We start from the raw sequence: 25,388 nt of genomic DNA on the forward strand, positions 1-25,388 counted from the left end.
CACCGCCCCAAGCCCCCACCGGAGGTCACCCCCATGGCTCACAAGCCGTACGCCCCCATCCCCATGGTGCCCGGCCCGGTCACCCTGCACCCCGCCGTGCTGGCGGCCATGACCCGCGACTACGGCTCCGGCCAGATCGAGCCGGACTACCTGGCCCTGTACGCGGAGACGGGCCGCAACCTCGCGCAACTCATGGACACGCGGCACGACGTGGTGCTCATGACCGGCGAGGGCATGCTGGCCCTGTGGGCCGCGCTGAAAAGCTGCCTTACGCCCGGCGACAGGGTGCTGTCCGTGGGCACCGGCGTGTTCGGCGACGGCATCGGCGACATGGCCGCGTCCATCGGCTGCGAGGTGCTCAAGGTCTCGCTGCCGTACGACGAGACCATCGACGACCTCACCGGCATCGAGGACGCCATACGCAGCTTCCGCCCGAAGATGCTCACCGCCGTGCACTGCGAAACCCCGTCCGGCACGCTGAACCCGCTGGCCGGCCTTGGCGCGCTGAAGCAGTCCTGCGGCGTGCCGCTGTTCTACGTGGACGCGGTGGCCAGCGTGGGCGGCGCGCCCGTGCAGGCCGACGCCTGGCACGCGGACCTGGTGCTGGGCGGCTCGCAGAAGTGTCTTTCCGCCCCGCCGTCCATGAGCTTCCTGTCGGTCAGCCCGGCGGCGTGGGAGGTCATCGAGGCGGTGGGCTACCAGGGCTACGACGCCATCGCCCCGTTCCGCACCGTGCAGCGGGACGGCCGCTGCCCGTACACCCCGTACTGGCACGGCACCGCCGCGCTCAACGCGGGCGCGCTGGCCATCCTGAACGAAACGGGGGGCATGCAGGGCTGCTTCGACCGGCACCGGGAAGTTGCCGATCGCTGCCGCGCGGGCCTCGCCAAGCTGGGCGTGGACCTGTGGACGGCCGAGGGCGCGGTGAACTCGCCCACGGTGACGGCGGCCCTGATTCCCGAGGGCTTCGACTGGCCGGAATGGCAGCGCCGCCTGCGCGAGCGCGGGCTTATCGTCTCGGGCAGCTTCGGCCCCATGGCGGGCAAGGTGTTCCGCCTGGGCCACATGGGCACCCAGGCCACGGAAGCCTTGGTGGACGCCGCGCTGGACGTCATCGAAAGCGTAATGCAGGACTAGGGGCGCGAGCGGAAAGCCACCGGCAACTTGCCTCGACGCCGCCCCAACTCCGCATCGACGCATGCGCGCCGATGCACTGCATACCGGCACCCACCGGAGGCTTTCCGACACCCGACAGTCCTTAATCACAGAACATTCCCCAAACATCAAACGCCCCCGGCGCGCCCTGACTCACAGGGGCGGACCGGGGGCGTCGTTCATTTGCTGTCGCGGAAACGGTCCTCGCGGCTACTGCACGGGTTCGAAGTATTCCTTCTCCGCGTCGCACCACGGGCACACCCAGTCGTCGGGCAGGTCGGCGAAGGGGGTGTCCGGCCCCACGCCGTGCTCGGGGTCGCCCTCGGCGGGGTCGTACACATAGCCGCAGGGGCACTTGTACTTCTGCATCGATGTCTCCTTGCGCCATGTCGGGCGCTGTTTCGGCCGTCCGCGCACGGCCCGCGCGCGGGTACGGCGGGATGGCTACGGAATCAGGTACGACTTCACCGAGCGCACGCCGCCCACGCCGCGGGCCACGGCCACGGCGCGGTCCACGTCGGCCTGCGCGCGCACCATGCCCAGCAGCACCACGTGGCCGCCGTACACTTCATGGTCGATCTGGGTGGAACTCAGGGCCTTTTCGGCGATGAGGTTGGTGCGCACCTTGGTCGAAATGGCCAGGTCGTCGGCGGTATTGCCGGTGCCGGGGTCGAACCAGTGGGTGGTCACCGAGCGCACGCCCTTGACCTTGCGGGCGATGCTCACGGCCGGGTCGCGGAACGACGACTGCACCTCGCCCACCAGGAAGACGCGCCCATCGTAGCTGTACACCTTCACGGCGTATCCGTCCGAGGCGTCGCGCTGCATGAGTTCGCTCTTGATGGTGGTGCGGATGGTGCTGTCATCCACCATGGTGCCCACGGTGCGTTCGTCCTTCGGCACGGAATAGACGGCACAGCCGCCAAGGCCGGAAAGCGCGAGCACCGAGGCCGCCAGCAGCAGCACCGGCACGACGGCGGAAAGGATGCGGCGTTTCATGGCTGTCTCCTGCGTGTTTTCTGCTGTCCGTTGCCCCATGCCCCGCGCGGCCCACGGGGCGGCGCGGGCACGGGGATTCATGGTGAAAGATAGCACGCGCCGGGCGCGCTGTCACCGGGCAGGGGGCCATTCGGACGGAATCTCGCGCGGGTTCCCCGGTCCTCTCCGCCTCCCTCCTGCCCCCCCTCTTGACCACGGGCGTTCCACCCACCTACCATGCATCACGCGGCGGCGTCCGCCCGTTCCTTCCCCGGCGAAGGACCGCCACGGGCCGGAAGCCGCGCCCCGCGCCCACCCCCAACACGTCCCCGCAACGACGCCCCAAGGAGATCGCCGCATGACCCCCGAACAGCGCGCCGTCCTCGACCATATCCTGTCCCGCGCCCTTGACGCCGTGGCCCCCGACCGCGCCGTGCACCGCCACGTGCGCCGCGAGGGCGACACCCTGCACATCGCGGGGCGCGCCTACGACCTTGCCGCCCACGAACGGGTGTACGTGGTGGGCGCGGGCAAGGGCGCGGCCCCCATGGCCGCCGCGCTGGAGGACATCCTGGGCGACCGGGTGCACGACGGCGTGGTGGTGGTGAAGTACGGGCACACCGCCCCGCTGAAGCGCATCGCCCTGCGCGAGGCCGCCCACCCCGTGCCCGACGCCGCCGGTGAACGCGCGGCCAACGAAATCCTGGACCTAGTGCGCGCGGCGGGCCCGCGCGACCTAGTGCTGTGCGCCCTTACCGGCGGGGCCAGCGCGCTGACCCCGGCGCTGCAACCGGGCATCACCCTGGACGACATGCGCGCCGCCACCTCCCTGCTGCTGGAATGCGGGGCCACCATCCACGAGATCAACGCCCTGCGCAAACACCTGTCCGCCTTCGGCGGGGGCAACCTGGCCCGCGCGGCGGCCCCGGCGCGGGTGGTCTCGCTGATCATCTCCGACGTGGTGGGCGACGATCTGGACGTCATCGCCTCCGGCCCCACCTCGCCCGACGTTTCGACCTACGCCGACTGCCAGTCCATCGCCGACAGGTTCGGCATCCTCGACAGGCTGCCCGGGCCGGTCATCGAACGGCTGACGGCGGGCCTGCGCGGCATGGCGGCGGAAACGCCCAAGCCCGGCGACCCGGTGTTCGGCGCGGTGCAGAACTGCATCGTGGCCAGCAACCGGCTGGCGCTGGAGGCGGCGGCGGAAGCGGCCGCCGCGCACGGCTACCGGCCGCGCATCCTTACCGACACCATGACCGGCGAGGCCCGCGTGCGCGCCCGCGAACTGGTGGAGGAAGCCTCCCGCGCCGCCGAAACCCTGCCCCACCCCGAAGGGCCGTTCTGCCTGCTGGCGGGCGGCGAGACCACCGTCACCCTCACCGGCGGGGGCCTTGGCGGCCGCAACCAGGAAATGGCCCTGGCCGCCGCCATCCGCATGGACGAACTGGCCGATTGCGAGCACATCGCCATGCTCTGCGCGGGCACCGACGGCACCGACGGACCCACGGACGCCGCCGGGGGCTACGCCTCGGGCCGCACCCTGTGCGTGGCCAGGGAATGCGGCGTGGACGCGCACGGGCACCTGGCCGACAACGACGCCTACCACTTCCTGGACCGCACCGGGCACATCCTGCGCACCGGCCCCACCCTGACCAACGTCATGGACCTGGCCGTGCTGCTGGTGGACGCGCCCAAGGGCAAGCCCGCCGCCTGAGGCGGCCCGGCCCCACTTTCGGGCCCCGCGTCCTGGTCTTCCCTTTCACCCTGAAAACGCGAAACGCCCCGCGTCTCCGGCAAGGAGACGCGGGGCGCGGAAATCTGCGGCCCGTGGGCTGCCTACTTCACGGAATCCTTCAGCAGCTTGCCGGGGGTGAACTTCACCACCTTGCCGGAAGGAATGGTGATTTCTTCGCCGGTGCGGGGATTGCGGCCCTTGCGCGCGGCGCGTTCGGTCACCTTGAAGCTGCCGAAGCCGGTGAAGGTCACGGATTCGCCGGCGGCCAGGGCTTCGGCGAGCACGGCGATGGTGGCGTCGAGGGCGCCTTCGGCCTGGACCTTGGAGGCAAGACCGGCCTTGGCGCGGATCTTTTCAACCAGTTCAGCTTTGGTCATCGGTATCTCCATATGGGGGGTTTCGGTCCGCGCGCGCTCCGGCGGCGCGGTATTGCATGCACATGGTGCAAGGGCGCAGCTTTTACAGAGGTTGGCCCCCTTGTCAACCGTTTCCGCCCACGAAGGCGCGTCGTTGCTTGATTCGTCACGAAAATGCCCCGCTCCGGGCATGGCCCGCGCACCCGCGCAAACGCCCCCGCCAAGCCGGAACGCGCCGTCATGACGGGAAAACGCGTTGCGCAACCCTTTGATTTCGGTCCCGCTTGCGCTATAGAGACCGGACAGGGAGACGGGAAACAGGGAGACACAAGCCACATGGAAGTGCGCATCGAACGCCTGCCGGAACTTCGCGTGGCCGGCATCCGCGTGCTCGGCCCCTATGCCGAATCGGGGCCGGAGGCGTGGAAGCTGCTCACGCCGTGGATCGCACGGCGGCAGGTGACCAGCGCGTCCACCATGTTCCTGGGCCTGTGCCACGACGACCCGGAAACCACCCCCCCGGAACGCATCCGCTACGACGCCGTGGTCACCGTGCCCGAAGACTTCGAGCCGGACGACTACGTCACCGTGCGCATCATCCGCCCGAGGGAATACGCCGTGGCCGTGCACAAGGGGCCCTACGCCACCCTGCCGTGGTCGTGGTCGGCGCTGTACTGGGAATGGCTGCCCGCCAGCGGGCGCACCCCCATGAACGCGCCCCGCATGGAGGCCTACCTCAACGATCCCGGCGCCACGCCGGAGGACGACCTGCTGACCCGCCTCTACCTGCCGCTGGCCCCGCTGTAACACCCGCCGCCCCGGCGGCGAACATCCATGCGCCGCGCGTTGCGCACCGCGCACAGGAGGAACAATGCTTCACCACAACGTTTCGCGCACGCTCGCCGCGCTGCTGCTGGTCCTTGCCGCGCTGGCCCTTTCGGCCTGCGCCCCCGGCAACTCGGTCCGCCTGCTCTACTCGCCGCCCGACGCCTCGGTGCTGCCCGATCCTTCCGCCCCCCGCGTGACCGTGGTCATGTTCGAGGACAAGCGCCCGGTGGTGCAGGTGGGCGAACGCAAGGACGGCACCTCGTTCGTGGCCTCGTCCACCGTGTCCGACTGGGTCAGCCGCTCGCTGGCCGACGAACTGGCCCGCCAGGGCTTGCAGGTGTCCTTCGCCCTGACCCCGGAACAGGCCCGCGCGGGCGGCCCCGACTACATCGTCACCGGCGTGGTCAACGAGGTGTGGCTGAAGGAACTGAAGACCACCGAGTTCAGCACGTCCATGAAGCTGGCCGTCACCGTGTCCGACTACACCAGGACGCTGTACACCGAGCACCTTTCCGGCGGGCAGTCCAAGCAGGTCATCCCCGCCTCGGACGTGGCCGAAAAGCTGCTGGCCGAAACCCTGCGCGACGTGTTGCAACCCGCGGCCCGCAAGATACAGGCCACCGTGAAGAAGTAGATGCGTCATTCCGGACGGGCGGCGCCGGGCCTTGCAACGGGCCCGGTACCGCCCCCTCCCGCCCGCCCCCGCGCCGGGCTTGCCCGGCTGCTCTGCGGCATCGCCATCCTGCTGGCGACAGCCGCCACCACGCACGCCGCCAGCACCGTCACGGTGCCCTTCGGCGGCGGCCTGCGCAAGGAATCCGCCCTCGTCATCGCCCGCTCCGCCGCGCGCCTGGCCGCGTTGCGCGAGGGGATGCCCATTTTGCGCGAAGGCGCGGCCGCGTCCTTCGCCGCCCTGGCCGCGCACGATCCGCAGCGCCGCCTGGCCGTGGCGTCCGCCGTGCTGGCCACCCGCGTCACCGCCATCCGCGTGGAAGGCTACCCGCCCGAGGTGCGCGTGGCCGTGACCGTGCAGGCCGTGCCGCCGCCCGGCATGGCGTCCGGTGACGCCGCTGTCGCGGGGTCAGGCGATGCCGCAGCCGACGGTTCCGACCTCGTCCGCGCCGTGCTGCGCAACGAATCCCTGCTGGAACTGCACGAAGAAGCGCTGCGCCGGGAAGCCGCCCTGACCGAAGAGGCCCTTGACGCGGCCCAGGCCACCGCCCGCCACGTGGCCCGCCACGGCGGCGACGATGAAAGCCCCTTTGCCCAGCGGCTGGGCGCGCTGGCCCGCTCGCTGGAAGCGCTGGAACTGTACCGCGCCTGCCTGACCGGCATCCCCGCCGAGGGCGAGGCCCAAGACGGGGACAGCGCGGCGGTCCCGGCCCCTCAGGCCGCAAACGGCGCGGGGAACGGCTGGGGCCTCGCGCCCGAGGCCGTGCTGCGCCACATGCGCCGCGCCGTGACGCTGGACGCGCGCAACCCGCTGCTGTGGAACGCCCTGGGCGAAGCCCTGCTGCTGCTGGACCGGCCGCAGGACGCCATGGAGGCCCAGGACCGCGCCCTCAGGCTGTCCCCCGGCTTCGCCCGCGCCCTGCATGCCCGCGCCGTGTGCCACCTGCGCTTGCAGATGCCCGCCCTGGCCGTGGAGGACGCCTCGGCCGCCATCCGCCTGCGCCCCGACGTGGCCGCCCACTGGCGGGTGCGCGGGGCGGCGTGGCAGGTGCGCGGCGAGCCCGGCCCCATGTGCGACGATTTCTACCGGGCCTGCGCCCTGGGCGACTGCGAGGGATTGCGGCTGGCGCGCGGGCGCGGGCAATGCCGCCCCCCGGCGGACGAGACCAACCAGACAGACGGGGCAGGGCAGACAGACGGGGCGGACCAGCCAGACCAGCCAGACAGGGCGGGCGCGTTCATCGGGCACGTTCCCCCCGGCGAAAAACCTGCTATGCTGCAACCGTCGCCGCAGGACGGCGCGTCGGACGCCCTGGGCGCGGCCGGTACGACCGGCACGACCGGCAACCCTGGGCAGGGGGATACGTCCACCGGCAACGGCGTCCCTCAAGGCGTCGGGCGTGAGGCCGGGCGCGACGCCGGACGCGAGGCCAGCCTGTACGAACTGCCGGACGACAGCCCGGCTCCGCGCACGCTGCCCTGACGCCGCGCGCCGCAAAAGAGGCCGGCCGCGCTCCGAGGGGCTGGAACGCGGCCGACGCTGCAAGGGGGAGGATGAGTGGCCGGGTTGCCCTTGCCGCGTCCCTTCGGCGATACGTTTGCTGCCGTACGTATCTCCCGGACGTGTCCGGGCCCTGCACAGGGGGGTGCGGGTGGACGCGGCGCGGAAACCGTAAACGGGTTTCCAAGGCACCACGCGCCCACGATAGCACGATCCGTTGACCCGGCAATGATAACTTCGCCGCGACGGCGACACCTCCGCGCGGCCCGCACCCTTTGGAGCACGCCATGTACGATGCCGAAACCCTGGGAAAATACGCCGACGTCATGCTGTGGGGCCTGGCGCGCGGCCGCCGCGCGCCCCTGCGCAAGAGCGACTTCGTGCTGGTGCGCTTCGACCTGCCGGGCCTGCCCCTGGCAGAGGAACTGTGCGGCAGGCTGCACGACATGGGCATGATTCCCGTGCCGCGCATGCAGCCCACCCCGCGCATGGAGTACGACTTCTACGCCAGGGCCAACAACAAGCGGCTGACCACACTGATTCCCGGCGAGCGCGACCTGTACAGCCACCTTGGCGGGTGCATCACCATCATCGCGCCGGAATCGCTCACCCATCTGGCCTCCATCGAGCCGGAGCGCATCGCCATGGCCCAGGCCGCCCGCCGCCCGTTGCAGGACATCACCCACCTGCGCGAGGACATGGGCGCCTACGGCTGGACCCTGTGCATCTGGCCCACGGCGGCCCTGGCCGGGCAGGCCGGGCTTTCGCCCGCCGACTACGCCGACGAGGTGCGCCGCGCCTGCCTGCTGGGCGAGGCCGACCCCGCCGCCACCTGGGCCCGCGTGGCGAAGCAGGCCGAGGAAATCCGCACGAAGCTGGACGAACTGGGCGACGCCGACCTGCACGTGGAGGCCGAAGGCACCGACCTGCGCCTGCGCGTGGGCCGCATGCGCCGCTGGGCCGGGGTGACCGGCCGCAACATTCCCAGCTTCGAGCTGTACGTCTCGCCCGACTGGCGCGGCGTGGAGGGGGTGTACACCGCCGACCTGCCGTCGTTCCGCTCCGGCAACATCGTGCAGGGGGTGCGCCTGGAATTCCGGCAGGGCCGGGTGGTGCGGCTGGACGCCGAACGGGGCGAAGGCTTCGCCACCGGGCAGCTCAACAGCGACCCCGGCGCGGCCATGCTGGGCGAATTCGCCCTGGTGGACCGGCGCTTCTCGCGCATCACCCGGTTCATGGCCAACACCCTGTACGACGAGAACCACGGCGGTCCGCACGGCTCCATGCACGTGGCCCTGGGCCAGTCCTACGCCAACACCTTCTCCGGGCCGTCCGGCGGACTCACCGCCGATGCCCGGCGCGACCTGGGCTTCAACAGCTCCAGCCTGCACTGGGATCTGGTGGCCACCACCCCGCGCCGGGTCACCGCCGTCACGCCGGGGGGAAAGCGGGCGGTGGTCTACGAGGACGGGGAATTCCGGTTGTAGGCGTTGCCTTAGGTTCGCTCTTTTTTGTACGCCTCCGGCGGGCAAGGGGCTACCGCCCCCTGCACCCCCATCATGACCCGCTCACAACCTGGATACCCCTATCAAGGGGTGCAGGGGACAACGTCCCCTGCCCGCCGGAGGCGTACAAAAAACCAGAAACGTTTCCGCCCGCCGAAGGCGCACAAAAATCATCCGCCGGCAACGGGGCACACGCAAAGGAAACCAGAAGGAAACCAGCATGGCCCGCGACATGATTCAGGAAAAGGTCTACGGCGCGGTATGGCCCGCCGGACAGGACATGCTGCGCGCCGCGGCCGGGGCCATCGGCGAGGAGTGGGTGGAACTGGAGGGCGACCTTCTGCGCATCGCCTACGAAGGCCCGTACTGCGACGCGCAGGAACTGGCCGACGCCATCGCCCCGCACCTGACCCCGGCCTGCCAGGGCCGCATCGACCACATCGACCTGGACGCCTGGCGGCTGACCCGCTACCGCATCGAAGGAACGGACATCAAGAAGTCCAGCGCCGGGCTGAACCACGTGCTGGCGTATTCCGGGCATTGACGGGATGGCCGGGGCGCGGCGGACGCCCTGCCCGGCCCCGCCTCCATCGCCCTGCCATCGTCCGTCCGCCTCGCGCCCGCTCCCCCTCCCCACCATCCGCCAATCTTTCCACCGCGCCTTGCCCCCGCGTGTCCGGTGTGCCAAAGTGGCGCAGGGTCCGTGGAGCCCGCCCCATTGTCCGGCGGCCGTCTGGCGGCGGCCACGGCCCACGGCGCACCCGCCATCACCGCAAGAAGGGAGGCACGCCATGCCGAGAGACGTCGAACTCGTCCTGCACGGGGAACCGGTCACCGAGGGCGCGGGCGTGCGGCTGCGCCGCATGTTCGGCTACTTCGAGGCCCCCATGTTCGACCCGTTCCTGCTGCTGGACGACTTCCGCTCCGACCGGCCGGAAGACTTCATCAAGGGCTTTCCATGGCACCCGCACCGGGGTATCGAAACCATCACCTACATCCTGCGCGGCGACGTGGAGCACGGCGACAGCATGGGCAACAAGGGGGTCATCTCCTCCGGCGACGTGCAGTGGATGACGGCGGGCAGCGGCATCATCCACCAGGAAATGCCCAAGGGCGACGCGCACGGGGCCATGCACGGCTTCCAGCTGTGGGCCAACCTGCCCGCCAGCCACAAGATGATGGAGCCGCGCTACCGCAGCATCACGGCGGCGGAAATCCCCGTGGCGCAACTGGCGCAGGGGGTGACGGCCAGGGTCATCGCCGGGACGGTGACCGGCGCGGCGGGACCGGTGACGGGGCCTGCGGCGGACATCGTCACCGATCCGGGCTACCTGGACCTGACCGTTCCGGCGGGCGTGACGCACGAGCACCCCGTGCCGCGCGGCCACACCGCCATCGCCTACGTCATTGGCGGAACAGGGGTGATTACGGGGGCGGCGGCGGGCAACACCGGCGATACCGCCGTGGCCGACCGCACCCTGGTGCTGTTCCGGCGGCCCGGCGGGGCGGAACGCGCGGAGGGGGAGGACTCCGTGGCCTTCCGCGCGGGCGGGGACGGCCTGCGCCTGCTGCTGTTCACCGGCCGCCCGCTGGGCGAACCCGTGGCCTGGCGCGGCCCCATCGTCATGAACACCGACCAGGAACTGGAAACCGCGTTCCGCGAGGTGCGGTCAGGCACCTTCATCCGCCACCCGGCCCCCGCCGGGTTGGACCGGTAGGGGCTTTCACGGCGCATCGGGTCCGGCGGGCGCGTCCCGTCGGCCATGGAGACGGACGGCGGACACCACGCGCAAGGAGGCGACATGACCACGGTTCACAAGGTACGCAAGGTGGGGCTCGCGGCGGCGCGGGCCTTCGTGGAGGCGCGCGCGGGCATCGTGCTGGACGTGATGGTGCCCGAGCATTTCGAGCAGCGGCACATCCCCGGCGCGGTGCAGGCCTGCGTGCACGAGGTGGTGTTCTGCGACGCCGTGGCCGCGCTGGCCCCGGACCGCTCGGTGCCGGTGCTGGTCTGCGGCGCGGGCGCGGGCTCGCTGGACGGGCGCATGGCGGCGGAAAAGCTGCTGCGCCAGGGGCACACCGACGTGCGCTGGTTCGCGGGCGGGCTGGAGGCGTGGTGCGCCGCCGGGCTTCCGCTGGAGGGCAGCGCCCCCCATGCCCGGCTGGACGCCCATCCGCCGGTGGTCATGCCCGACGGCCGCCACGCGCTGGATGCGGCGGCCTCCGTCATCCACTGGACCGGCCGCAACGACAACGGCGCGCACACCGGCACCGTGGACTGCGCCGGGGGCGCGCTGGCCTTCTCCGGCGGGCACGGGCAGGGCGGGCTACGCATCGACATGCGCTCCATCCGCGACCGGGACATCGCCGACGACGCCCTGCGGCCGGTGCTGGAATCCCATCTGGCCTCGGACGACTTCTTCTTCGTCACCCTGTTCCCGCAGGCCACGCTGGAGGACATGGTCCTGACGCCCCTGCGCGGAGCCACGGCCACCACCCCCAACTACCGGCTGACGGCGCACCTCGCCCTGCGCGGCGTGCGCGGGAAGCTGGCCATGAACGTGGCGGTGCGGCGTATCGACGATGCGGGCGGGCTGGCGCTGGCCGGGCACTGCGACCTGGACCGCACCCGCTGGGGCGTGCTGTACGGCTCGGCGCGGTTCTTCCGGCACCTGGGCTACCACCGGGTGGACGACGCCATTTCGCTGGACTTCCGGCTGGTGTACGCACCGGCGGACGCCCGGTGAGCAGCCGCGACGGCAAACCGGCACGCCGCGCCATCCGGAGACGGTGGGCATGCCCGCCCGCTCAGCAGACCTCGTCCAGCATGTCCATGATGTCGTCCACGCCGAAGGGCAGCACGTCGTCGAAGCAGACGCCCGCCTGCGCGCCGCTGCACCAGGCCACCCGGCCCTGAACGCCTTCCAGCGCGCCGGACAGGGCCTGCGGCACCTCCACCAGGCTCACCACCTCGCCGAAGGGCAGCCCTTCGGCCGCGCAGAAGGGGGGCAGTTGCAGCATCACCCCGCCCGCGCTGATGTTGCCGACCATGCACGGCACGTCGCCCGCGTCGCGGCGCAGGGTGACGAAGCAGGGGCAGTCCAGTTGCAGCCGGGGATAGGTGCGGCGGTCATCGCTCATGGGGTCTCCTTGCCGGATGGGGTGACGCCGGGGACACCGCCCGCATCGGCGGAGCGCGCCCCGGTCAGGACGAAGCGCAGGAACTGTTCGGCCACCGCCAGTCCGGGATTGGCCTCCAGCGCGCGGCGCAGGCAGTCGGCGGCCTTCTCGGCCCTTCCCGTCTCGTAATACACCCGCGCCAGGTTGAACAGGATGCGGTCTTCCTGGCCGCTCACGGCCAGGGCGCGTTCATAGTAGTATTCCGCCGCCGCATAGTCGCCGCGCTTGCGCAGGCCGATGGCCACCCCGGCCACGCGGTTCTGGAAGTCGGGCGCCATGCGCAGCTGCGACATGCCCGCCAGCATGGCCCGCAGGTCGGGCACGTCGTGCTCGCGGGGCACCAGCCCCGGCCTGCCCCGCAGCACGGCCAGCAGGCCGTCCAGCACGCGCAGCTGGTCGAACGGCAGGGCCAGCGGACTGTACCGCTCCACCGAAAAGGGCTCGTCCGCGGGCAGTTCGTCAATGTATGCGGCCAGCGCATCGGCCGCCGGGCGGATGAACGTTTCGTAGCACTCCGTGTCCGGCAGGAAATGCTCGATGAAGTCCGCCTCGGGCAGGTTCTTCACCAGTCCCGAGGGCAGATGCGCGTCGGTCAGCGGTTGCAGGATGTACCGCCCCCCGTCCGTATCGCCCGGCCCGTCTGGCCTGTACGGCCCGTCTGGCCCTTCAGGCAGACAGGCCACCAGCCAGTAGATCTTCTGCGAAACGTCCCTGCTCGTGGTGCCCATGCCCGTGCGCTCGGTGCGCACCGAAACATACACCCCCAACACCTGCGGCACCATGTGCCCCCCCTTCCGTGCGGGACCGGCCGGACTGCCGGTCTGGCCGGGCGTCCCGCGCGATCCCGTTTCTTCACGGGGTGATGGCATGGCGCGCCACGCCGCGTCAATGAGACTTGCGGGGGCGTTGCGGCCCGACGCCGCCCCGATGCCGCCCTGACGCCACCCTGACGCCACCGGGATTCGGCCACAGCCCGTCCCATGGTCTTCCGGGCTGCCTCCGGCACCGCGCGAATACCCCGCGAACCCGGCCCAAGCCCTTGGCGCGGAGCGGGAAATGATGCATGATGACAACGGACCAGCAGCCATCGGATGCCCCGCCCCCCACCGGCAAACGCTCGACCGCCCCCGTCGTCTGTCACGAGCGGACGCCAAACCGGGCCGCCCCTTTTCCGGGGCGCCCGCACGGCCCCGAAAGCCCCGCAGCCGCCGGGTAGCCCAGAAGGTTGTCATGACGTCCGAGCAGTCCTCCGCCCCCCCCGTCCCGCCGTCCAACTCCTCTCCCCCCACGCCGCCCACCGCACTGGGCGCCGACCACGTCTCCGCGCGCATCCACGCCAAGCTCTCCGACTACACCCGCTACAACTTCACCGCGCGGCAGATCTGCGCCTTCAACGTGTTCTTCGACCTGGCGCAGGAATTCGACGCCCTGCCCGACCTGTACGCCCTGGCCGTGCTGGTGCCGCGCATCCTGTTCGACATGCAGGCGGAACTGTACGTGCTCGACGCCTCGGGCAATCTGGTGCGGCGCAACCCGGACATGCCCCCGTTCGCGGACAATCCGCCCCATCGCGACCACCTGGCCGAGGGGCCGCACATGCAGGACGGGCAGTACCGCATCCCCGTGCGCGGCCGCCATGCCGACCGGGAAAGCCTGCCCTTCACCCCCGTGGGCGACGTGCTGGGCATGATGGTGCTGCACCCCGCCGCGCCGCTCACCGGACACGACCGCTTCTACTACGAAAAATACGCCAACCGTGTGGGCTTCCAACTGCACAACCGGCTGCTGCAAATGAAGAACCGCGAACATATCCGGTTCATCCGCAGCCTGGTGCACGACATCGGCCACAACGTCATCGTGCCCAACATGTACTTCAAGCTGCTGTTCCGGCAGTTGGAAGGCAAGATACAGGCCATGGGTGAACTGCGCGAAACCCTCAGCGCGGGCGGACGCATGCCCAGCGGACCGGAGGCCGAGGCCATCCGCCAACTGGGCTACCTGCACGAACGGCTGGACGAGCAGTACCGCGAGATTTACCGCCACTTCCTGCAATCCAGCCTGTTTCTGGAAACGCTGTTGCGGCAGAGCCACTTCGACCAGGGGCACTACGTGCTCCAGAAGACGGAGATCGACATCGCCCAGCGCGTGGTGCTGCCGCAGCTTGAGCGCTTCCGGTCGCGGCTGGAGGAAAAGGGCATCGAGGTCCGCATGGACATACGCCCGGAATGCGAGCACGTGCGCGTTTCCGCCGACGTGGGGCTGATCAGCCAGGTGCTGGCCAACCTGCTGTCCAACGCGGTCAAGTACACCCGCCCCACTCCGGGTTTCCTCCGCCAGGCGGTGCGCTGCCGCATCTGCCGCGTGCCCGACGCCTTCGGCGCCGGACGTCACGGCGCGCGGGTGGAGGTGTTCACCACCGGGCCCGCCGTGTCCGCCGAGGACGCGCCCCACCTGTTCGAACCGGACTTCCGGGGGTCCAACACCCATGGCGAATACGGCACCGGGCACGGCCTGCACTTCGTGCGCGAAATCGTGGACCTGCACGGCGGCCGCGTGGGCTATGAAGCGCAGGAAGGCGGCAACGCCTTCTACCTTCTGCTGCCCTGCGACGCCCCGGCCCTGAGTTGAGCCACCCCCGGACCGAAGCTCCCCCCAACGGGCCCGGCCTGACCTGGGTTGGACCTGACCCCGGTTGGACCTGCGGCAGCCCGGCCCCACCGTCCTGCGGTGGTGGACGCGGAAACTGGTGCGCCGCTCCTGCCAAGGGCTGACAATTTCGCAAATCGGCATCATTTTGCGCGGGGCACGCACCCCCCGGCCTGCGCCAACCGCCCGCCACAAAGGGCGATATCCGGCCCCCGCGTGCCGTGTGTTTGTGACGCAACGCCTCGAATTGAAACATTAATGTCAAAAGCGTCAGCCCACGGGTTGCCCGTACCCCCGTATTCTGCTACTTCGCAGGCGCGGGGCGCGTCGGCACATGCCGGCGCACGGGGGGGCCGCCGTCCGCGCCTGCCCTTCCGGAGCGTTCCAGACCGCCCCAGACAGAACCGGGGAGCACCGTGTGATCAAATTCGACCATGTGCACAAGTGGTACGCCAGCGGACTGCATGTGTTGCAGGATATCACCCTGGAGATCGGGCAGGGCGAGGTCGTCGTCATCTGTGGGCCCAGCGGGTCCGGCAAGAGTACGCTGATCCGCTGCATCAACAAGCTGGAGCCCATCCAGAAGGGCCACATCGTGGTGGACGGCGTGGACATCAACGACCCGCGCACCAACCTCACCATGCTGCGCGCGGAGGTGGGCTTCGTCTTCCAGCAGTTCAACCTGTACCCGCACATGACCGTGCTGGAAAACATCACCCTGGCCCCCCTGCTGGTGCGCAACACCCCCCGCGCCGAGGCCGAGAAGACGGCCATGGAACTGCTGGAGAAGGTGAACATTCCCGACAAGGCGGGCGCCTACCCCGGCCAGCTTTCCGGCGGGCAGCAGCAGCGCGTGGCCATCGCGCGCGGCCTGGCCATGAAGCCGCGCATCATGCTCTTCGACGAGCCCACCAGCGCCCTCGACCCGGAAATGATCAACGAAGTGCTCGACGTCATGCGCCAGCTTGCCCGCGAGGGCATGACCATGGTCTGCGTGACGCACGAAATGGGCTTTGCCCGCGAGGTGGCCGACCGGGTCATCTTCATGGACCAGGGCGTCATGGTGGAAGAGAACACCCCCGAGGCGTTCTTCAGCAATCCCGTCCACGACCGCACCAGGGAATTTCTCAGCAAGATCCTGACGCATTAGCCGACCCGCCCCGGAACCTTTCCGGGACACGCCTTGCCGCACGAGCTTCGCCGCATCACGGTTTCCGCAACACGCTTTGCCATAACACGCTTTGACTGTTGAGCCTTTCTTGCCGTTGTCGGCCCGCCGTCCCTTTTGCCGAGGGGACCGCAGCCCCGCAGGGGCCTGCCCGCATGTGCGGGGGCCGTGGGCAACCCAAAACAGGGAGAAGGATATGCGCTTGGTCAAACTGCTTGCACTGGCTTCGGCCCTCACCGTGCTGATGGCCTCCGTGGCCATGGCCGGTCCGGTCTTCGACCGCATCCAGAAGGAAAAGAAGATCCGCATCGGCATCATGACCGACTCCATCCCCGGCGCCTTCTACAACGAAAAGGGCGAATGGGGCGGCTTCGACTATGACATGGCCACCGAAGTGGCCAAGCGCATGGGCGTGGAGATCGAACGCGTCCAGGTGAACAACAAGACCCGCATCGCCCTGGTGCAGTCGGGCCAGATCGACCTTTCCGTGTCGAACATGACCCACACCCGCGAACGCGACAAGTCCGTGGACTTCTCCATCACCTACTTCTTCGACGGCCAGAAGATCCTGTCCAAGAAGGGCCAGTTCAAGACCATCAAGGACATGGTGGGCAAGAAGATCGCCACCATGCAGGGCACCACGTCCGAAATCAACGTGCGCCGCGCCCTGAAGGAAGCGGGCGACCCCAACGCCGAAGCCAACGTGATCTCCTTCCAGAAGGAATCCGAGTGCTTCCAGGCGCTGCAGAACGGCCGCGTGGCCGGCTGGTCCACCGACGCCTCCATCCTGGTCGGCTACGCCGCCAAGACCCCCGGCCAGTTCGAACTGGTGGGCGACTTCCTGTCCGACGAGCCCTACGGCATGGCCATGCCCCAGGACGATTCCGCCCTGCGCGACGCCGTGAACGCCGCCATCCAGGACATGTGGAAGGACGGCACCTACAAGCAGATCTACAACAAGTGGTACGGCCCGGGCACCCCGTTCGAAATGCCGCTGGCCGGCCAGATCGAAATGTGGCCCTAACGGTTCGCCACTGCTGAACATTGCGCGCAAGCCCGGCCCGTCCGGGCTTGCGCATTGTTGAAGACCCGCGCGCCAGCGCGCGGACGGGCGGCAACCGCAGGCCCGCACACGCACCACGACCACGCACGCGCCGCCGTCCCCCGCACCCCGCCGGGCCCGGCGCGCCCTTTCCGGAACGGCACATGATCCGATACTGGCTGGAAAAGACCTGGGTCCAGAACGCAATCCTCATCTCGCTGGCGGCGTTCGCCATCTACTATTGCGGCTGGGTCTTCGACTTCGGCTACGAATTCAAGTGGAGCATGCTCTTCACGCGCAACGAGACCTACGGCGTGGTCATGGGCGCGGAAATCCTGAAGGGCCTCGCCAACACGGTGCGCATTTCCCTGATCAGTTCGGCCCTGGCCCTGCTGCTCGGCACCATGCTGGGCCTCGCGCGGCTTTCGCTGTTCCGCCCGCTGCGGGCCACGGCCACCTGCATCATCGAGTTCTTCCGCAACACGCCGCTGCTCATCCAGCTGTTCTTCTGGTATTTCGCCTTTCCGGCCATCCTGCCCGACAACGCGCGCGAGGCGCTGTTCTCCATCCAGTTCGAGTTCTGGTGCGCCACCATCGGCCTGTCCGTCTACACGGCCTCGTTCATGGCGGAGGTCATCCGCGCCGGGCTCCAGTCCATCCCCAAGGGACTGCTGGAAGCGGCCTACTCCTCGGGCCTGTCCTATTTCCAGGTGCTGCGCACCATCATCCTGCCGCTGGCGTTCCGGGCCATCATTCCGCCGCTGGGCAGTGAGTTCCTGAACAACATGAAGAACTCGTCGCTGGCCATGGTGGTGGGCGTGGCGGAACTGACCTGGCAGGCCCAGCAGGTGGAATCGCTGACCTTCAAGGGCTTCGAGGCCACCAGCGCCGCCACGGTGCTGTACCTTTCGCTGTCGCTGGTCATCTCGTTCATTCTCAACGGGGTGAACGGCCGCATGCGGCTGGATTCCGCCCCCGGCCGCTCCGCGCCGGTGCTGGTGGTGGACGCGCTGCTGGCCCCGCTCGGGCTCGTCCGCCGCATGTTCATCCGGCCGGTCACCCGCGCCCTGCGGGCCCGCCGCCGCTCGTCCGCGCAGACCACCTACACCCCGCTGGCGGCCATGCTGCACCAGCTTGGGCGGCACGCCGCCCGCGCCGCCGTGCTGGCGGGCAAAGGGCTGTTTGTGGCCGTGCTGGCCGGGCTGCTCTATTCGGTGGGCAAGGGGCTGTGGGGCTTCCAGTGGCACGTGGTGTTCGACAACCTGCGCGCCCTGCTCATCTGGCACTTTCCCGACGGGCGGCCGGACGAGATGTTCATGGGCCTTGGCGGCCTTGCCTATTCGCTGCTCATGGCGGTCATCGCCATTTCGGTCAGCTTCTTCATCGGCCTGGCCGTGGGGGTGGGGCGTTCGTCGTCCAACCGGGTGTTCCGCATCCCCTGCCTGCTGTACATCGAACTGATTCGCGGCAACCCGCTGATCATCGTCATCTTCTGGGTGTACTTCTTCATTCCGGTCATGTTCGGCACCACGCTCAACGTGTTCTGGTCGGCCACCTGGGCGCTGACGGCCTTTACCGGGGCCTACCTTGCCGAAATCGTGCGCACCGGCATCCAGAACATTCCCGCCGGGCAGGTGGAGGCCGCCTACTCCACGGGCCTCACCTACCTGCAAACCATGCGCAGGATCGTGCTGCCGCAGGCGCTGAAGCAGATGATCCCGGCCATTGTGGGCCAGTTCATCGCCATCTTCAAGGACACCTCGCTGGCCTTCGTGCTGGGCGTGCTGGAACTGACCTTCGTGGCCCAGGGCATCAACAACCGCCTGATGATCCATCCCATGGAGATCTACGGCACGGTGGCCTTCTTCTACTTCATCTGCTGCTACACCATGTCGGTGTTCGCGGCGCGGCTGGAACGCAGGCTGTCGCCGGAAAAGGTCAGCCTGCGCATGTGACGCGCCCGGCGCGCCGACGCCACCATGGCGACCAGGCCCCCGCCCCCCTTCCCCGGAAGCGGCGCGGGGGCTTTCTCGTGGGCTGGTCCGCGAACCGTGCGCGCAGGTTGTTCGCACAACCTCGCCGCGCCCAACCCGCCGCCCCTTTTCAGATTCCCGTGGCGCATGTACAGTGCGGAGTGAATGTCATTGTTCCGGGCGCATGGGGCGCGGCGCGGCGGGCTGGTTCCGCCGGACCGTGCGCCTCGCGGCCCGGCCGGTCACCCCACAACGGCGGCGCCCCGCGCATCCACGGCCATCACGGCCCATCACGGCTCAATCCATGACGCGCCTGAACACCCTGCTCGCCCACCCGGACCCGGAAGTGCGCCAACGCCTGCGCCATCTGCTGGCGCCCGTGCCCTTCCTGCGCGTGCTGGGCGAGGCCGCCGACGGCGACGAGGCGTGGGCCCTGCTGGACGCGCTGCCCTACGGGGTGTTCTTCACCGGGGTGGACCTTGGCGGCGAGACGTCCGGGCTGGAACTGGCCCGCCGCCTGCTGGGCCGCCGCGACCGCCCGGCGCTGGTGTTCATCGCCGCGGACGAAAAACTGGCCTTCGAAGCCTTCGACCTGGACGCCACCGACTACCTCATCTTTCCCTGCCCGGACGAACGCTTCCAGCGCACCGTGGGACGGCTGGACCAGTTCCGCGCCCACTTCCGGCTGGCCCCGGAACCGGGGGCCCGGTGGCGCGAACCGCACCAGCCGTCGCACCAGATGCCCGGCCAATCGCCAGACCAATCGCCGAACCAGTCGCCGGAATCGCCAGGCCAATCACCTGACCAAATGGCGCAGGCGGCCCGGCAGGGTGGAGGCGACGCTTCCCGGCCGGAGCCCGCCGGTCAGGGCGCATCCCCCGCTGACGTTCGCCCCTCCGCCGTGCGGGCGGCCATCGCCTCGGGCGACATCGAACCCCTTGGCGGGTGGCAGGACGGCTGGCACGAGGAATGGCGGGACGACGCGCGCGATCCAGGCGACGACGGCCCCCCGGTGCAGACCCTGCAACTGGCGCTGGGCGACGAGGAACAGGACAGCTTCCTGTCCGCCCTGGGTTCCGCCTGGGACTACACCAGCCGCTTCCGCCCGGTGGAGATCGGCAAGCTGGCCATCACCCAGGACGGCACCACCATCCTGGTGCCGTACAACGAAATCGTCTTCGTGGAGGCCTACGAGGACTACAGCTACGTGCACACGTCCACCGACAAGTACCTGACCTCGTACCGGCTGAAGGTGCTGGAAGGCAGGCTGCGGCCGCACCGGTTCTTCCGCGTGCACCGCAAGTATCTGGTCAACCTGGACATGGTGACGGAAATCGCCTCGGTGCCGGGCGGCAACTGCATGCTGCGCACCATGGGCCGCACCCGCATCGAACTGCCCATCAGCCGCAGGCGGCTGGGCGAACTGAAAGAGATACTGGGGCTCTAGCCATGCCGCGCCGCAAACATCCCGCACCTCCTCCCGCAGCGCCGGGCGCCCCGGCCGACGCCGCGCCCCCCGTGCGCGACCTGCCCTTCACCGGCGGCACCATCGACGCCCTGCTGCGCGAGGAACGCGTGTTCCGCCCCCTGCCGCAGGTGGTGGCCGGGGCCGTGGTCAACCCGCAGGACGTGGCCCGCGCCCGCGCCCGCGCCGCCGCCGACCCGGACGGCTACTGGGAAGAGGCGGCGGAAGAACTGGAATGGTTCCGCCGCTGGGACGCGGTGCACGACGGCAGCAACGCCCCCTTCCACCGCTGGTTCCCCGGCGCGCGCTGCAACATCGTGCACAACGCGCTGGACCGGCACATCGAGACCGGCATCAAGAACCGCCTGGCCCTGGTCTGGGAAGGCGAATCGGGCGATACGCGCAGCTTCACCTACTACCAGCTGTACCGCGAGGTGAACCGCCTGGCCAACGCGCTGCGCGGCCTGGGCGTGGGCAAGGGCGACCGGGTGGTCATCTACATGCCGCCCCTGCCGGAAACGGTGTTCGCCATGCTGGCCGCCGCCAAGATCGGCGCGGTGCATTCCACGGTGTTCGGCGGCTTTTCCGCCCGCTCGCTGCGCGACCGCATGGAGGACGCCCGCCCGGCCGTCGTCGTCACCGTCGACGGCTTCTACCGCAACGGCCGGGTCATCCCGCTGAAGCCCATCGCCGACGAGGCGGTGCGCACCCTGCCGCCGGACCTGGCCGCCGGGGTGCGTCACATGGTGGTGGTGCACCGCGCCCACGTGGAAACGCCCATGACCGAGGGCCGCGACATCTGGTACCACGACGCGGTGCGCGGCCAGCACCACGAGGCGCTCACCGAGATCATGGACAGCACCGACCCGCTGTTCCTGCTGTACACATCCGGCACCACGGGCAAGCCCAAGGGCCACGTCCACGCCCACGGCGGCTACATGGTGGGGGTGCACCGCACCATGCGCTGGGTGTTCGACGTGAAGCCCACGGACATCTTCTGGTGCACGGCCGAACCCGGCTGGATCACCGGGCACAGCTACGTGGTGTACGGGCCGCTCATGGCGGGCACCACCACGGTGCTGTACGAAGGGCACCCCCTGTACCCCGAGCCGGGGCGGGTGTGGTCCATGGTGGAACGGCTGGGCGTGACCATCCTGTACACCGCGCCAACCCTGGTGCGCATGCTGATGCGCCACGGCGCGCAGCACGTGGCCCGGCACGACCTGACCACCCTGCGCCTGCTGGGCACGGTGGGCGAACCCATCAGCCCGGAGGCGTGGCTGTGGTTCCACCGCCACGTGGGGCGCGGCCGCTGCCCGGTGCTGGACACCTGGTGGCAGACGGAAACCGGCATGATCATGCTCAGCCCCCTGCCCGTGTCGCTGCTGAAGCCCGGCTCGGTCACCCGGCCGCTGCCCGGCATCGAGGCCGAGGTGGTGGACGAGCACGGCCGCCCCGTGCCTCCGGGACGCGGCGGCCTGCTGGTGCTGCAACGCCCGTGGCCCGCCATGTCCTGCGGGGTGTACAACGACGACGAAAGCTACCGCCGCCTGTACTGGGAACGCTTTCCCGGCTGGTACTGCACCGGCGACGTGGCCCGGCGCGACGAGGACGGCTACTTCTGGATTCAGGGCCGGGCCGACGACGTGCTGCTCATCGCCGGGCACCGCATCGGCACGGCGGAGATGGAGGCGGCCCTGGCCTCGCACCCCTCGGTGGCGGAATGCGCGGTGATCGGCGTGCCCGACGACCTGCGCGGCGAGGTGGCCAAGGCCTTCGTGGTGCTGGTGGACGACCACCCGCCGCTGGGCACCATGGTCAGCCCCGACGACCTGGCCGCCGAACTGGTGGAGCACGTGCGGCGCGAACTGGGGCCGGTGGCGGTGATCCGCGAGGTGTCCTTCCGCGATGGACTGCCCCGCAACCGCAGCGGCAAGATCATGCGCCGGGTGCTGCGCAGCGAGGAACTGGGCCGGGAGACGGGGGATTTGTCCACGCTGGAAGACGGCTACGTGTAGATGAAGCCTGCGCAAGGGGCCTTTTGCCCTCTGCCTTCGTCAGAACACCTTTTTATTCCGGTCGAGTACAGAAAGAGTACGCTCCCTTCATAAAAAGGCGTTCTTCCTCGGCAGAGAACAAAGCTCCCTCTTGCGCAGGCTTCATCTTTTACCAATTCCCATTCCGTTCCGCCCCTCACCCCCGCCCTTTCGGGGCAATCCCCCAGCCTATACCCGGCGGTTGCCGCCGCCGGGGGTCGGAATAATCGCGCAACGGGTCAAACCCGCAGCAGCCGCCATCTCTAGAAAAATCACGCCAAACTCTAAAGTTTTTCGAACCGGTTTCCCCTGCCTGAAAAACCGGTCTACAGTTTCTAGACATCGGACATCCGGCGCCCCTCAAGGGCCGAAATGCGAACGCCGCCCCCCACTCGCGTGGTCCGGGGCGGCGTTCGCGTCATTGCGGCAACGCTGCGCACGTCGGCAGCGCCATCATGCCGTCTGGCGGGCCATGCCCGCGCCGGGCTACCCTTCCACCCGGCCCCTCCGCACCGTGAGGATGCGCGATGCCAGCGGTTCCAGCCAGTCGCGGTCGTGCGAGACCACGATGACCGTGGTGCCCCGCGCGGCCACGGCGCGGGCGGCGTCGGCGATGCGCACGGCGCTGTCCTCGTCCAGGCTGGCCGTGGGCTCGTCCATCAGCAGCACGCGCGGCGCAAGGGCCAGCCGGGCGGCCAGGGCCACGCGCTGGGCCTCTCCGCCGGAAAGTTCGAACCAGCGGCGGCGCAGGAACATGTCCGGGTCCAGGGCCACCAGTTCCAGCGCCCCGCGCACAACATTCCGGGCGTCGCGCACGCCGCGCACGGACAGGCCGTAGGCCACGTTCTCGTACACGCTGCGGCGCAGCAGGTAGGGCTCCTGCAACAGCAGGGTCACCGAGCGGCGCAGGTCGGCCGTGCGCGCGGCGGACACCGGCCCCACCACCTCGCCCGCGAAGCGCAGCACCCCCTGGCTGGGCGCGTCCAGCAGGGCCAGCAACCGCAGCAGGGTGGACTTGCCCCCGCCGTTGGGCCCCACCACGCCGGTGATGCCCCCGGCGGGGATGTCCAGCCGGGGCACGTCGAGCACGGTGCGTTCGCCATGGCGGCGCACCACGCCCTCCAACTGATAAAGCGGCGTGGCGCAGCGGGCGCACGGCGCGCCCGTGCACGGCCCGTCAGCCGCATCCGGCATGGGGGCGCCGGGCATGGAGGTGCCGGAGAGTGTCGGCGGCACACAGTGGTTCTCGTGCCCGTTCATCGTCCCGCCCTCCTGCGCAGCGCCGCCAGCAACAGGTTCAGCAGCAGGGCGATGGCCAGCAGCACCAGCCCCAGGGCGATGCCCAGGGCGTAATCCCCCTTGCCCGTCTCCAGCGCGATGGCCGTGGTGATGGTGCGGGTGTGCCACTTGATGTTGCCCCCCACCATCATGGAGATGCCCACCTCGGACACGATGCGCCCGAAGGCCGCCACCCCCGCCAGCATCAGGTGGTAGCGGGTCTCCCACAGGGTGGCGGTGAGCAGTTGGCGGCCGTCGGCCCCCAGGGTGAGCAGGGTCAGGCGCAGGCGCGCGTCGGCCTGCTCCACGGCCAGGGCGGTCATGGCCATGACGATGGGCACCCCCAGCATGGTCAGGCCGATGGACATGCCGGGAATGGTGAACAGCAGCCCCAGGTCGCCCAGCGGCCCCTGCCGCGACAGCAGCAGGTACACCAGCAGGCCGATGACCACGGTGGGGAAGCACAGCGCCGTGTCCACGGCGATGCGCACGGCCCGGCGGCCGGGAAAGTCGTGGTAGCCGATCAGAAACCCCAACGGCGCACCGATGAGCAGACACGCGGCGATGGACATTCCCGACGCCGCAAGGGTGATCCACACGGCGGAGAAGGTTTCCGCGTCGCCCGCGGCCAGCAGGCGCAGGGCGGTGGCAAAGCCGTCGAGCAGGTAGTCCATGGGGCGGTGGTCTCCTTGCAGGGACACTAAACGCAGTCCCGCCGCGCGAGCAAACGCCGCACGGGCGTCCGGCCGCCATGCAAAGGCGGCGGAACGGCACCGCCGTCCCGCCGCCGGGCATGCGTCAGCAGCGCGCGGCTACTTGCCCGCGTTGGGCGTGAACAGCGACTTGTCCATCAGCTTGAAGTCGGCGATGCGCTTCTGGGTGGAAGGGCTGGCCATCCACTTGGTGAAGGCGTCGGCCAGGTCGGCCTTGGCCGAGGAGCACTTGGCCGGATTCACGGTGATGGAGCTGTACTGGTTGAACAGCTTCTGGTCCTTTTCCACCACGATGGCCAGCGGGCCGGGTTCCTTCAGGCCCGCCTCGTACTTGATCCAGGTGCCGCGGTCGGTGAGGGTGTAGCCGCCCTTTTCCGCGCACATGGCGATGGTGCGCATCATGCCCTGCCCGGCTTCCACGTACCATTCCTTGCCTTCGGGCACGCCCGCGCCGGTGTCCTTCCACAGGCGCAGTTCCAGGGCATGGGTGCCGGACTTGTCGCCACGGCTAATGAACGGGGCCTTGCCGCCGGACAGGGCCTTCATGGCCTCGGCCACGGACTTGCCCTTCACGCCCGCCGGGTCGGCCTTGGGGCCCACCATGACGAAATCGTTGTACATCAGTTGGGTGCGGTTGATGCCGAAGCCTTCGCCCACGAACTTGGCCTCGGCCTCGGGATCGTGCACCAGCAGCACGTCCACGTTGCAGCTGCGGCCCATTTCCAGCGCCTTGCCGGTGCCGGTGGCCGTGAACTTGAGTTCGATGCCCGTCTCCTTCTGGAAGGCGGGGGCGAGGTCGTCGAGCAGGCCGGTATCGGCGGTGCTGGTGGTGGTGGCCATCATCAGCACCTTGTCCGCCGCCATGGACTGCGCGGGCAGCAACACGGTGAACAGGCAAAGAACGAGAAGCAGACGACGCATGGGCATCCTCCGGGTTTGTCGGTTGGCGATGGGTGTCCGGTCTTTCACCAATGGATGGTATTGTTAGCAGCCCAAACAGTCACGAAACAAGTAGAAAACGTGCACAAGGATTGGCACCGTTCATCCGAAACAACGACCTTTACGCACCCATAAAAACCATAAATGCCTTTTAATAACCAAAATGTACCAAAAATAAACATGCTGAAAAAAACAGAACTGAATGACCACGGGCC

Annotated in this window: 23 protein-coding genes; 15 read left to right on the forward strand and 8 right to left on the reverse strand. The window is 69.4% G+C overall.

The genetic code is table 11. The annotated features are described in order from the left end of the window. Positions 1-33: 33 nt before the first annotated feature. The gene (locus ACR4XJ_RS01365; protein ID WP_434753515.1) at positions 34-1,137 is read left to right on the forward strand and encodes a pyridoxal-phosphate-dependent aminotransferase family protein; all 1,104 of its coding nucleotides are present in this window, start codon (positions 34-36) and stop codon (positions 1,135-1,137) included. Positions 1,138-1,365: 228 nt separating this feature from the next. Here the strand turns inward: ACR4XJ_RS01365 and ACR4XJ_RS01370 are convergent, their stop codons facing one another. Both ACR4XJ_RS01370 and ACR4XJ_RS01375 read right to left on the reverse strand, forming a co-directional pair. Further along, positions 1,366-1,524 carry a rubredoxin gene (locus tag ACR4XJ_RS01370; protein ID WP_434753516.1) on the reverse strand — a complete coding sequence of 53 codons (159 nt, stop codon included), beginning with the start codon at positions 1,522-1,524 and terminating at the stop codon, positions 1,366-1,368. A 75-nt stretch (positions 1,525-1,599) separates the two neighbouring features. Next, positions 1,600-2,154 carry a BON domain-containing protein gene (locus ACR4XJ_RS01375; RefSeq protein WP_434753517.1) on the reverse strand — a complete coding sequence of 185 codons (555 nt, stop codon included), beginning with the start codon at positions 2,152-2,154 and terminating at the stop codon, positions 1,600-1,602. A gap of 337 nt (positions 2,155-2,491) precedes the next feature. On the opposite strand from ACR4XJ_RS01375, the gene ACR4XJ_RS01380 reads away from it, so the two are divergent. Continuing rightward, positions 2,492-3,850 (forward strand): glycerate kinase type-2 family protein, encoded by a 1,359-nt coding sequence (locus tag ACR4XJ_RS01380; protein ID WP_434753518.1) that lies wholly within the window; start codon positions 2,492-2,494, stop codon positions 3,848-3,850. 122 nt (positions 3,851-3,972) lie between these two features. Here ACR4XJ_RS01380 and ACR4XJ_RS01385 read toward each other — a convergent pair whose 3' ends face one another. Then, on the reverse strand, positions 3,973-4,248 hold the full coding sequence (locus ACR4XJ_RS01385) for an HU family DNA-binding protein (protein WP_434753519.1): 276 nt from the start codon (positions 4,246-4,248) through the stop codon (positions 3,973-3,975). Positions 4,249-4,563: 315 nt separating this feature from the next. Between ACR4XJ_RS01385 and ACR4XJ_RS01390 the strand changes: the two genes are divergently transcribed. From ACR4XJ_RS01390 to ACR4XJ_RS01420, 7 genes are all read left to right on the forward strand, one after another. Continuing rightward, on the forward strand, positions 4,564-5,034 hold the full coding sequence (locus tag ACR4XJ_RS01390) for an AraC family transcriptional regulator (RefSeq protein WP_434753520.1): 471 nt from the start codon (positions 4,564-4,566) through the stop codon (positions 5,032-5,034). A 64-nt stretch (positions 5,035-5,098) separates the two neighbouring features. Further along, positions 5,099-5,689: a hypothetical protein gene (locus tag ACR4XJ_RS01395; RefSeq protein WP_434753521.1), complete on the forward strand. Its 591-nt coding sequence runs from the start codon at positions 5,099-5,101 to the stop codon at positions 5,687-5,689. Next, positions 5,690-7,210 (forward strand): tetratricopeptide repeat protein, encoded by a 1,521-nt coding sequence (locus ACR4XJ_RS01400; RefSeq protein WP_434753522.1) that lies wholly within the window; start codon positions 5,690-5,692, stop codon positions 7,208-7,210. A gap of 305 nt (positions 7,211-7,515) precedes the next feature. Further along, complete coding sequence (locus ACR4XJ_RS01405) at positions 7,516-8,715, forward strand: aminopeptidase (protein ID WP_434753523.1); 1,200 nt, start codon at positions 7,516-7,518, stop codon at positions 8,713-8,715. Positions 8,716-8,953: 238 nt separating this feature from the next. Next, positions 8,954-9,277, forward strand: a complete 324-nt coding sequence (locus tag ACR4XJ_RS01410; protein ID WP_434753524.1) for a hypothetical protein — start codon at positions 8,954-8,956, stop codon at positions 9,275-9,277. Positions 9,278-9,524: 247 nt separating this feature from the next. Next, positions 9,525-10,451 carry a pirin family protein gene (locus ACR4XJ_RS01415; RefSeq protein WP_434753525.1) on the forward strand — a complete coding sequence of 309 codons (927 nt, stop codon included), beginning with the start codon at positions 9,525-9,527 and terminating at the stop codon, positions 10,449-10,451. An 84-nt stretch (positions 10,452-10,535) separates the two neighbouring features. Beyond that, the gene (locus ACR4XJ_RS01420) at positions 10,536-11,480 is read left to right on the forward strand and encodes a YceI family protein (RefSeq protein ID WP_434753526.1); all 945 of its coding nucleotides are present in this window, start codon (positions 10,536-10,538) and stop codon (positions 11,478-11,480) included. Between the two features lie 61 nt (positions 11,481-11,541). On the opposite strand, the gene ACR4XJ_RS01425 is transcribed toward ACR4XJ_RS01420, so the two are convergent. Beyond that, on the reverse strand, positions 11,542-11,874 hold the full coding sequence (locus ACR4XJ_RS01425; RefSeq protein ID WP_434753527.1) for a PilZ domain-containing protein: 333 nt from the start codon (positions 11,872-11,874) through the stop codon (positions 11,542-11,544). Further along, a complete protein-coding gene (locus tag ACR4XJ_RS01430; protein ID WP_434753528.1) occupies positions 11,871-12,695 on the reverse strand; it encodes a tetratricopeptide repeat protein in 825 nt (274 codons plus the stop codon). Before ACR4XJ_RS01430 ends, ACR4XJ_RS01425 begins: the two co-directional genes overlap by 4 nt. Before the next feature lie 448 nt (positions 12,696-13,143). On the opposite strand from ACR4XJ_RS01430, the gene ACR4XJ_RS01435 reads away from it, so the two are divergent. From ACR4XJ_RS01435 to acs, 6 genes are all read left to right on the forward strand, one after another. After that, complete coding sequence (locus ACR4XJ_RS01435; protein WP_434753529.1) at positions 13,144-14,541, forward strand: sensor histidine kinase; 1,398 nt, start codon at positions 13,144-13,146, stop codon at positions 14,539-14,541. Positions 14,542-14,977: 436 nt separating this feature from the next. Further along, positions 14,978-15,709 carry an amino acid ABC transporter ATP-binding protein gene (locus ACR4XJ_RS01440; protein WP_434753530.1) on the forward strand — a complete coding sequence of 244 codons (732 nt, stop codon included), beginning with the start codon at positions 14,978-14,980 and terminating at the stop codon, positions 15,707-15,709. 214 nt (positions 15,710-15,923) lie between these two features. Then, a complete protein-coding gene (locus tag ACR4XJ_RS01445; RefSeq protein ID WP_434753531.1) occupies positions 15,924-16,751 on the forward strand; it encodes a transporter substrate-binding domain-containing protein in 828 nt (275 codons plus the stop codon). A 182-nt stretch (positions 16,752-16,933) separates the two neighbouring features. Next, positions 16,934-18,724 (forward strand): amino acid ABC transporter permease, encoded by a 1,791-nt coding sequence (locus ACR4XJ_RS01450; RefSeq protein WP_434753532.1) that lies wholly within the window; start codon positions 16,934-16,936, stop codon positions 18,722-18,724. Between the two features lie 322 nt (positions 18,725-19,046). After that, positions 19,047-20,189, forward strand: coding sequence for a LytR/AlgR family response regulator transcription factor (locus ACR4XJ_RS01455; RefSeq protein ID WP_434753533.1), 1,143 nt, complete (start codon positions 19,047-19,049; stop codon positions 20,187-20,189). Positions 20,190-20,191: 2 nt separating this feature from the next. Continuing rightward, positions 20,192-22,225: an acetate--CoA ligase gene (acs, locus tag ACR4XJ_RS01460; RefSeq protein WP_434753534.1), complete on the forward strand. Its 2,034-nt coding sequence runs from the start codon at positions 20,192-20,194 to the stop codon at positions 22,223-22,225. Positions 22,226-22,729: 504 nt separating this feature from the next. On the opposite strand, the gene ACR4XJ_RS01465 is transcribed toward acs, so the two are convergent. The 3 genes from ACR4XJ_RS01465 to ACR4XJ_RS01475 form a co-directional block, all read right to left on the reverse strand. Further along, a complete protein-coding gene (locus ACR4XJ_RS01465) occupies positions 22,730-23,437 on the reverse strand; it encodes an ATP-binding cassette domain-containing protein (RefSeq protein WP_434753843.1) in 708 nt (235 codons plus the stop codon). A gap of 62 nt (positions 23,438-23,499) precedes the next feature. Beyond that, the gene (locus ACR4XJ_RS01470; RefSeq protein WP_434753535.1) at positions 23,500-24,195 is read right to left on the reverse strand and encodes an ABC transporter permease; all 696 of its coding nucleotides are present in this window, start codon (positions 24,193-24,195) and stop codon (positions 23,500-23,502) included. Between the two features lie 138 nt (positions 24,196-24,333). Then, complete coding sequence (locus ACR4XJ_RS01475) at positions 24,334-25,155, reverse strand: substrate-binding domain-containing protein (protein ID WP_434753536.1); 822 nt, start codon at positions 25,153-25,155, stop codon at positions 24,334-24,336. Between the last annotated feature and the right edge of the window lie 233 nt (positions 25,156-25,388).

Origin of the sequence: Nitratidesulfovibrio sp. D1 (genome assembly GCF_051133415.1) — a bacterium.
In the GTDB taxonomy this organism is placed as follows: Bacteria; Desulfobacterota; Desulfovibrionia; order Desulfovibrionales; family Desulfovibrionaceae; genus Cupidesulfovibrio.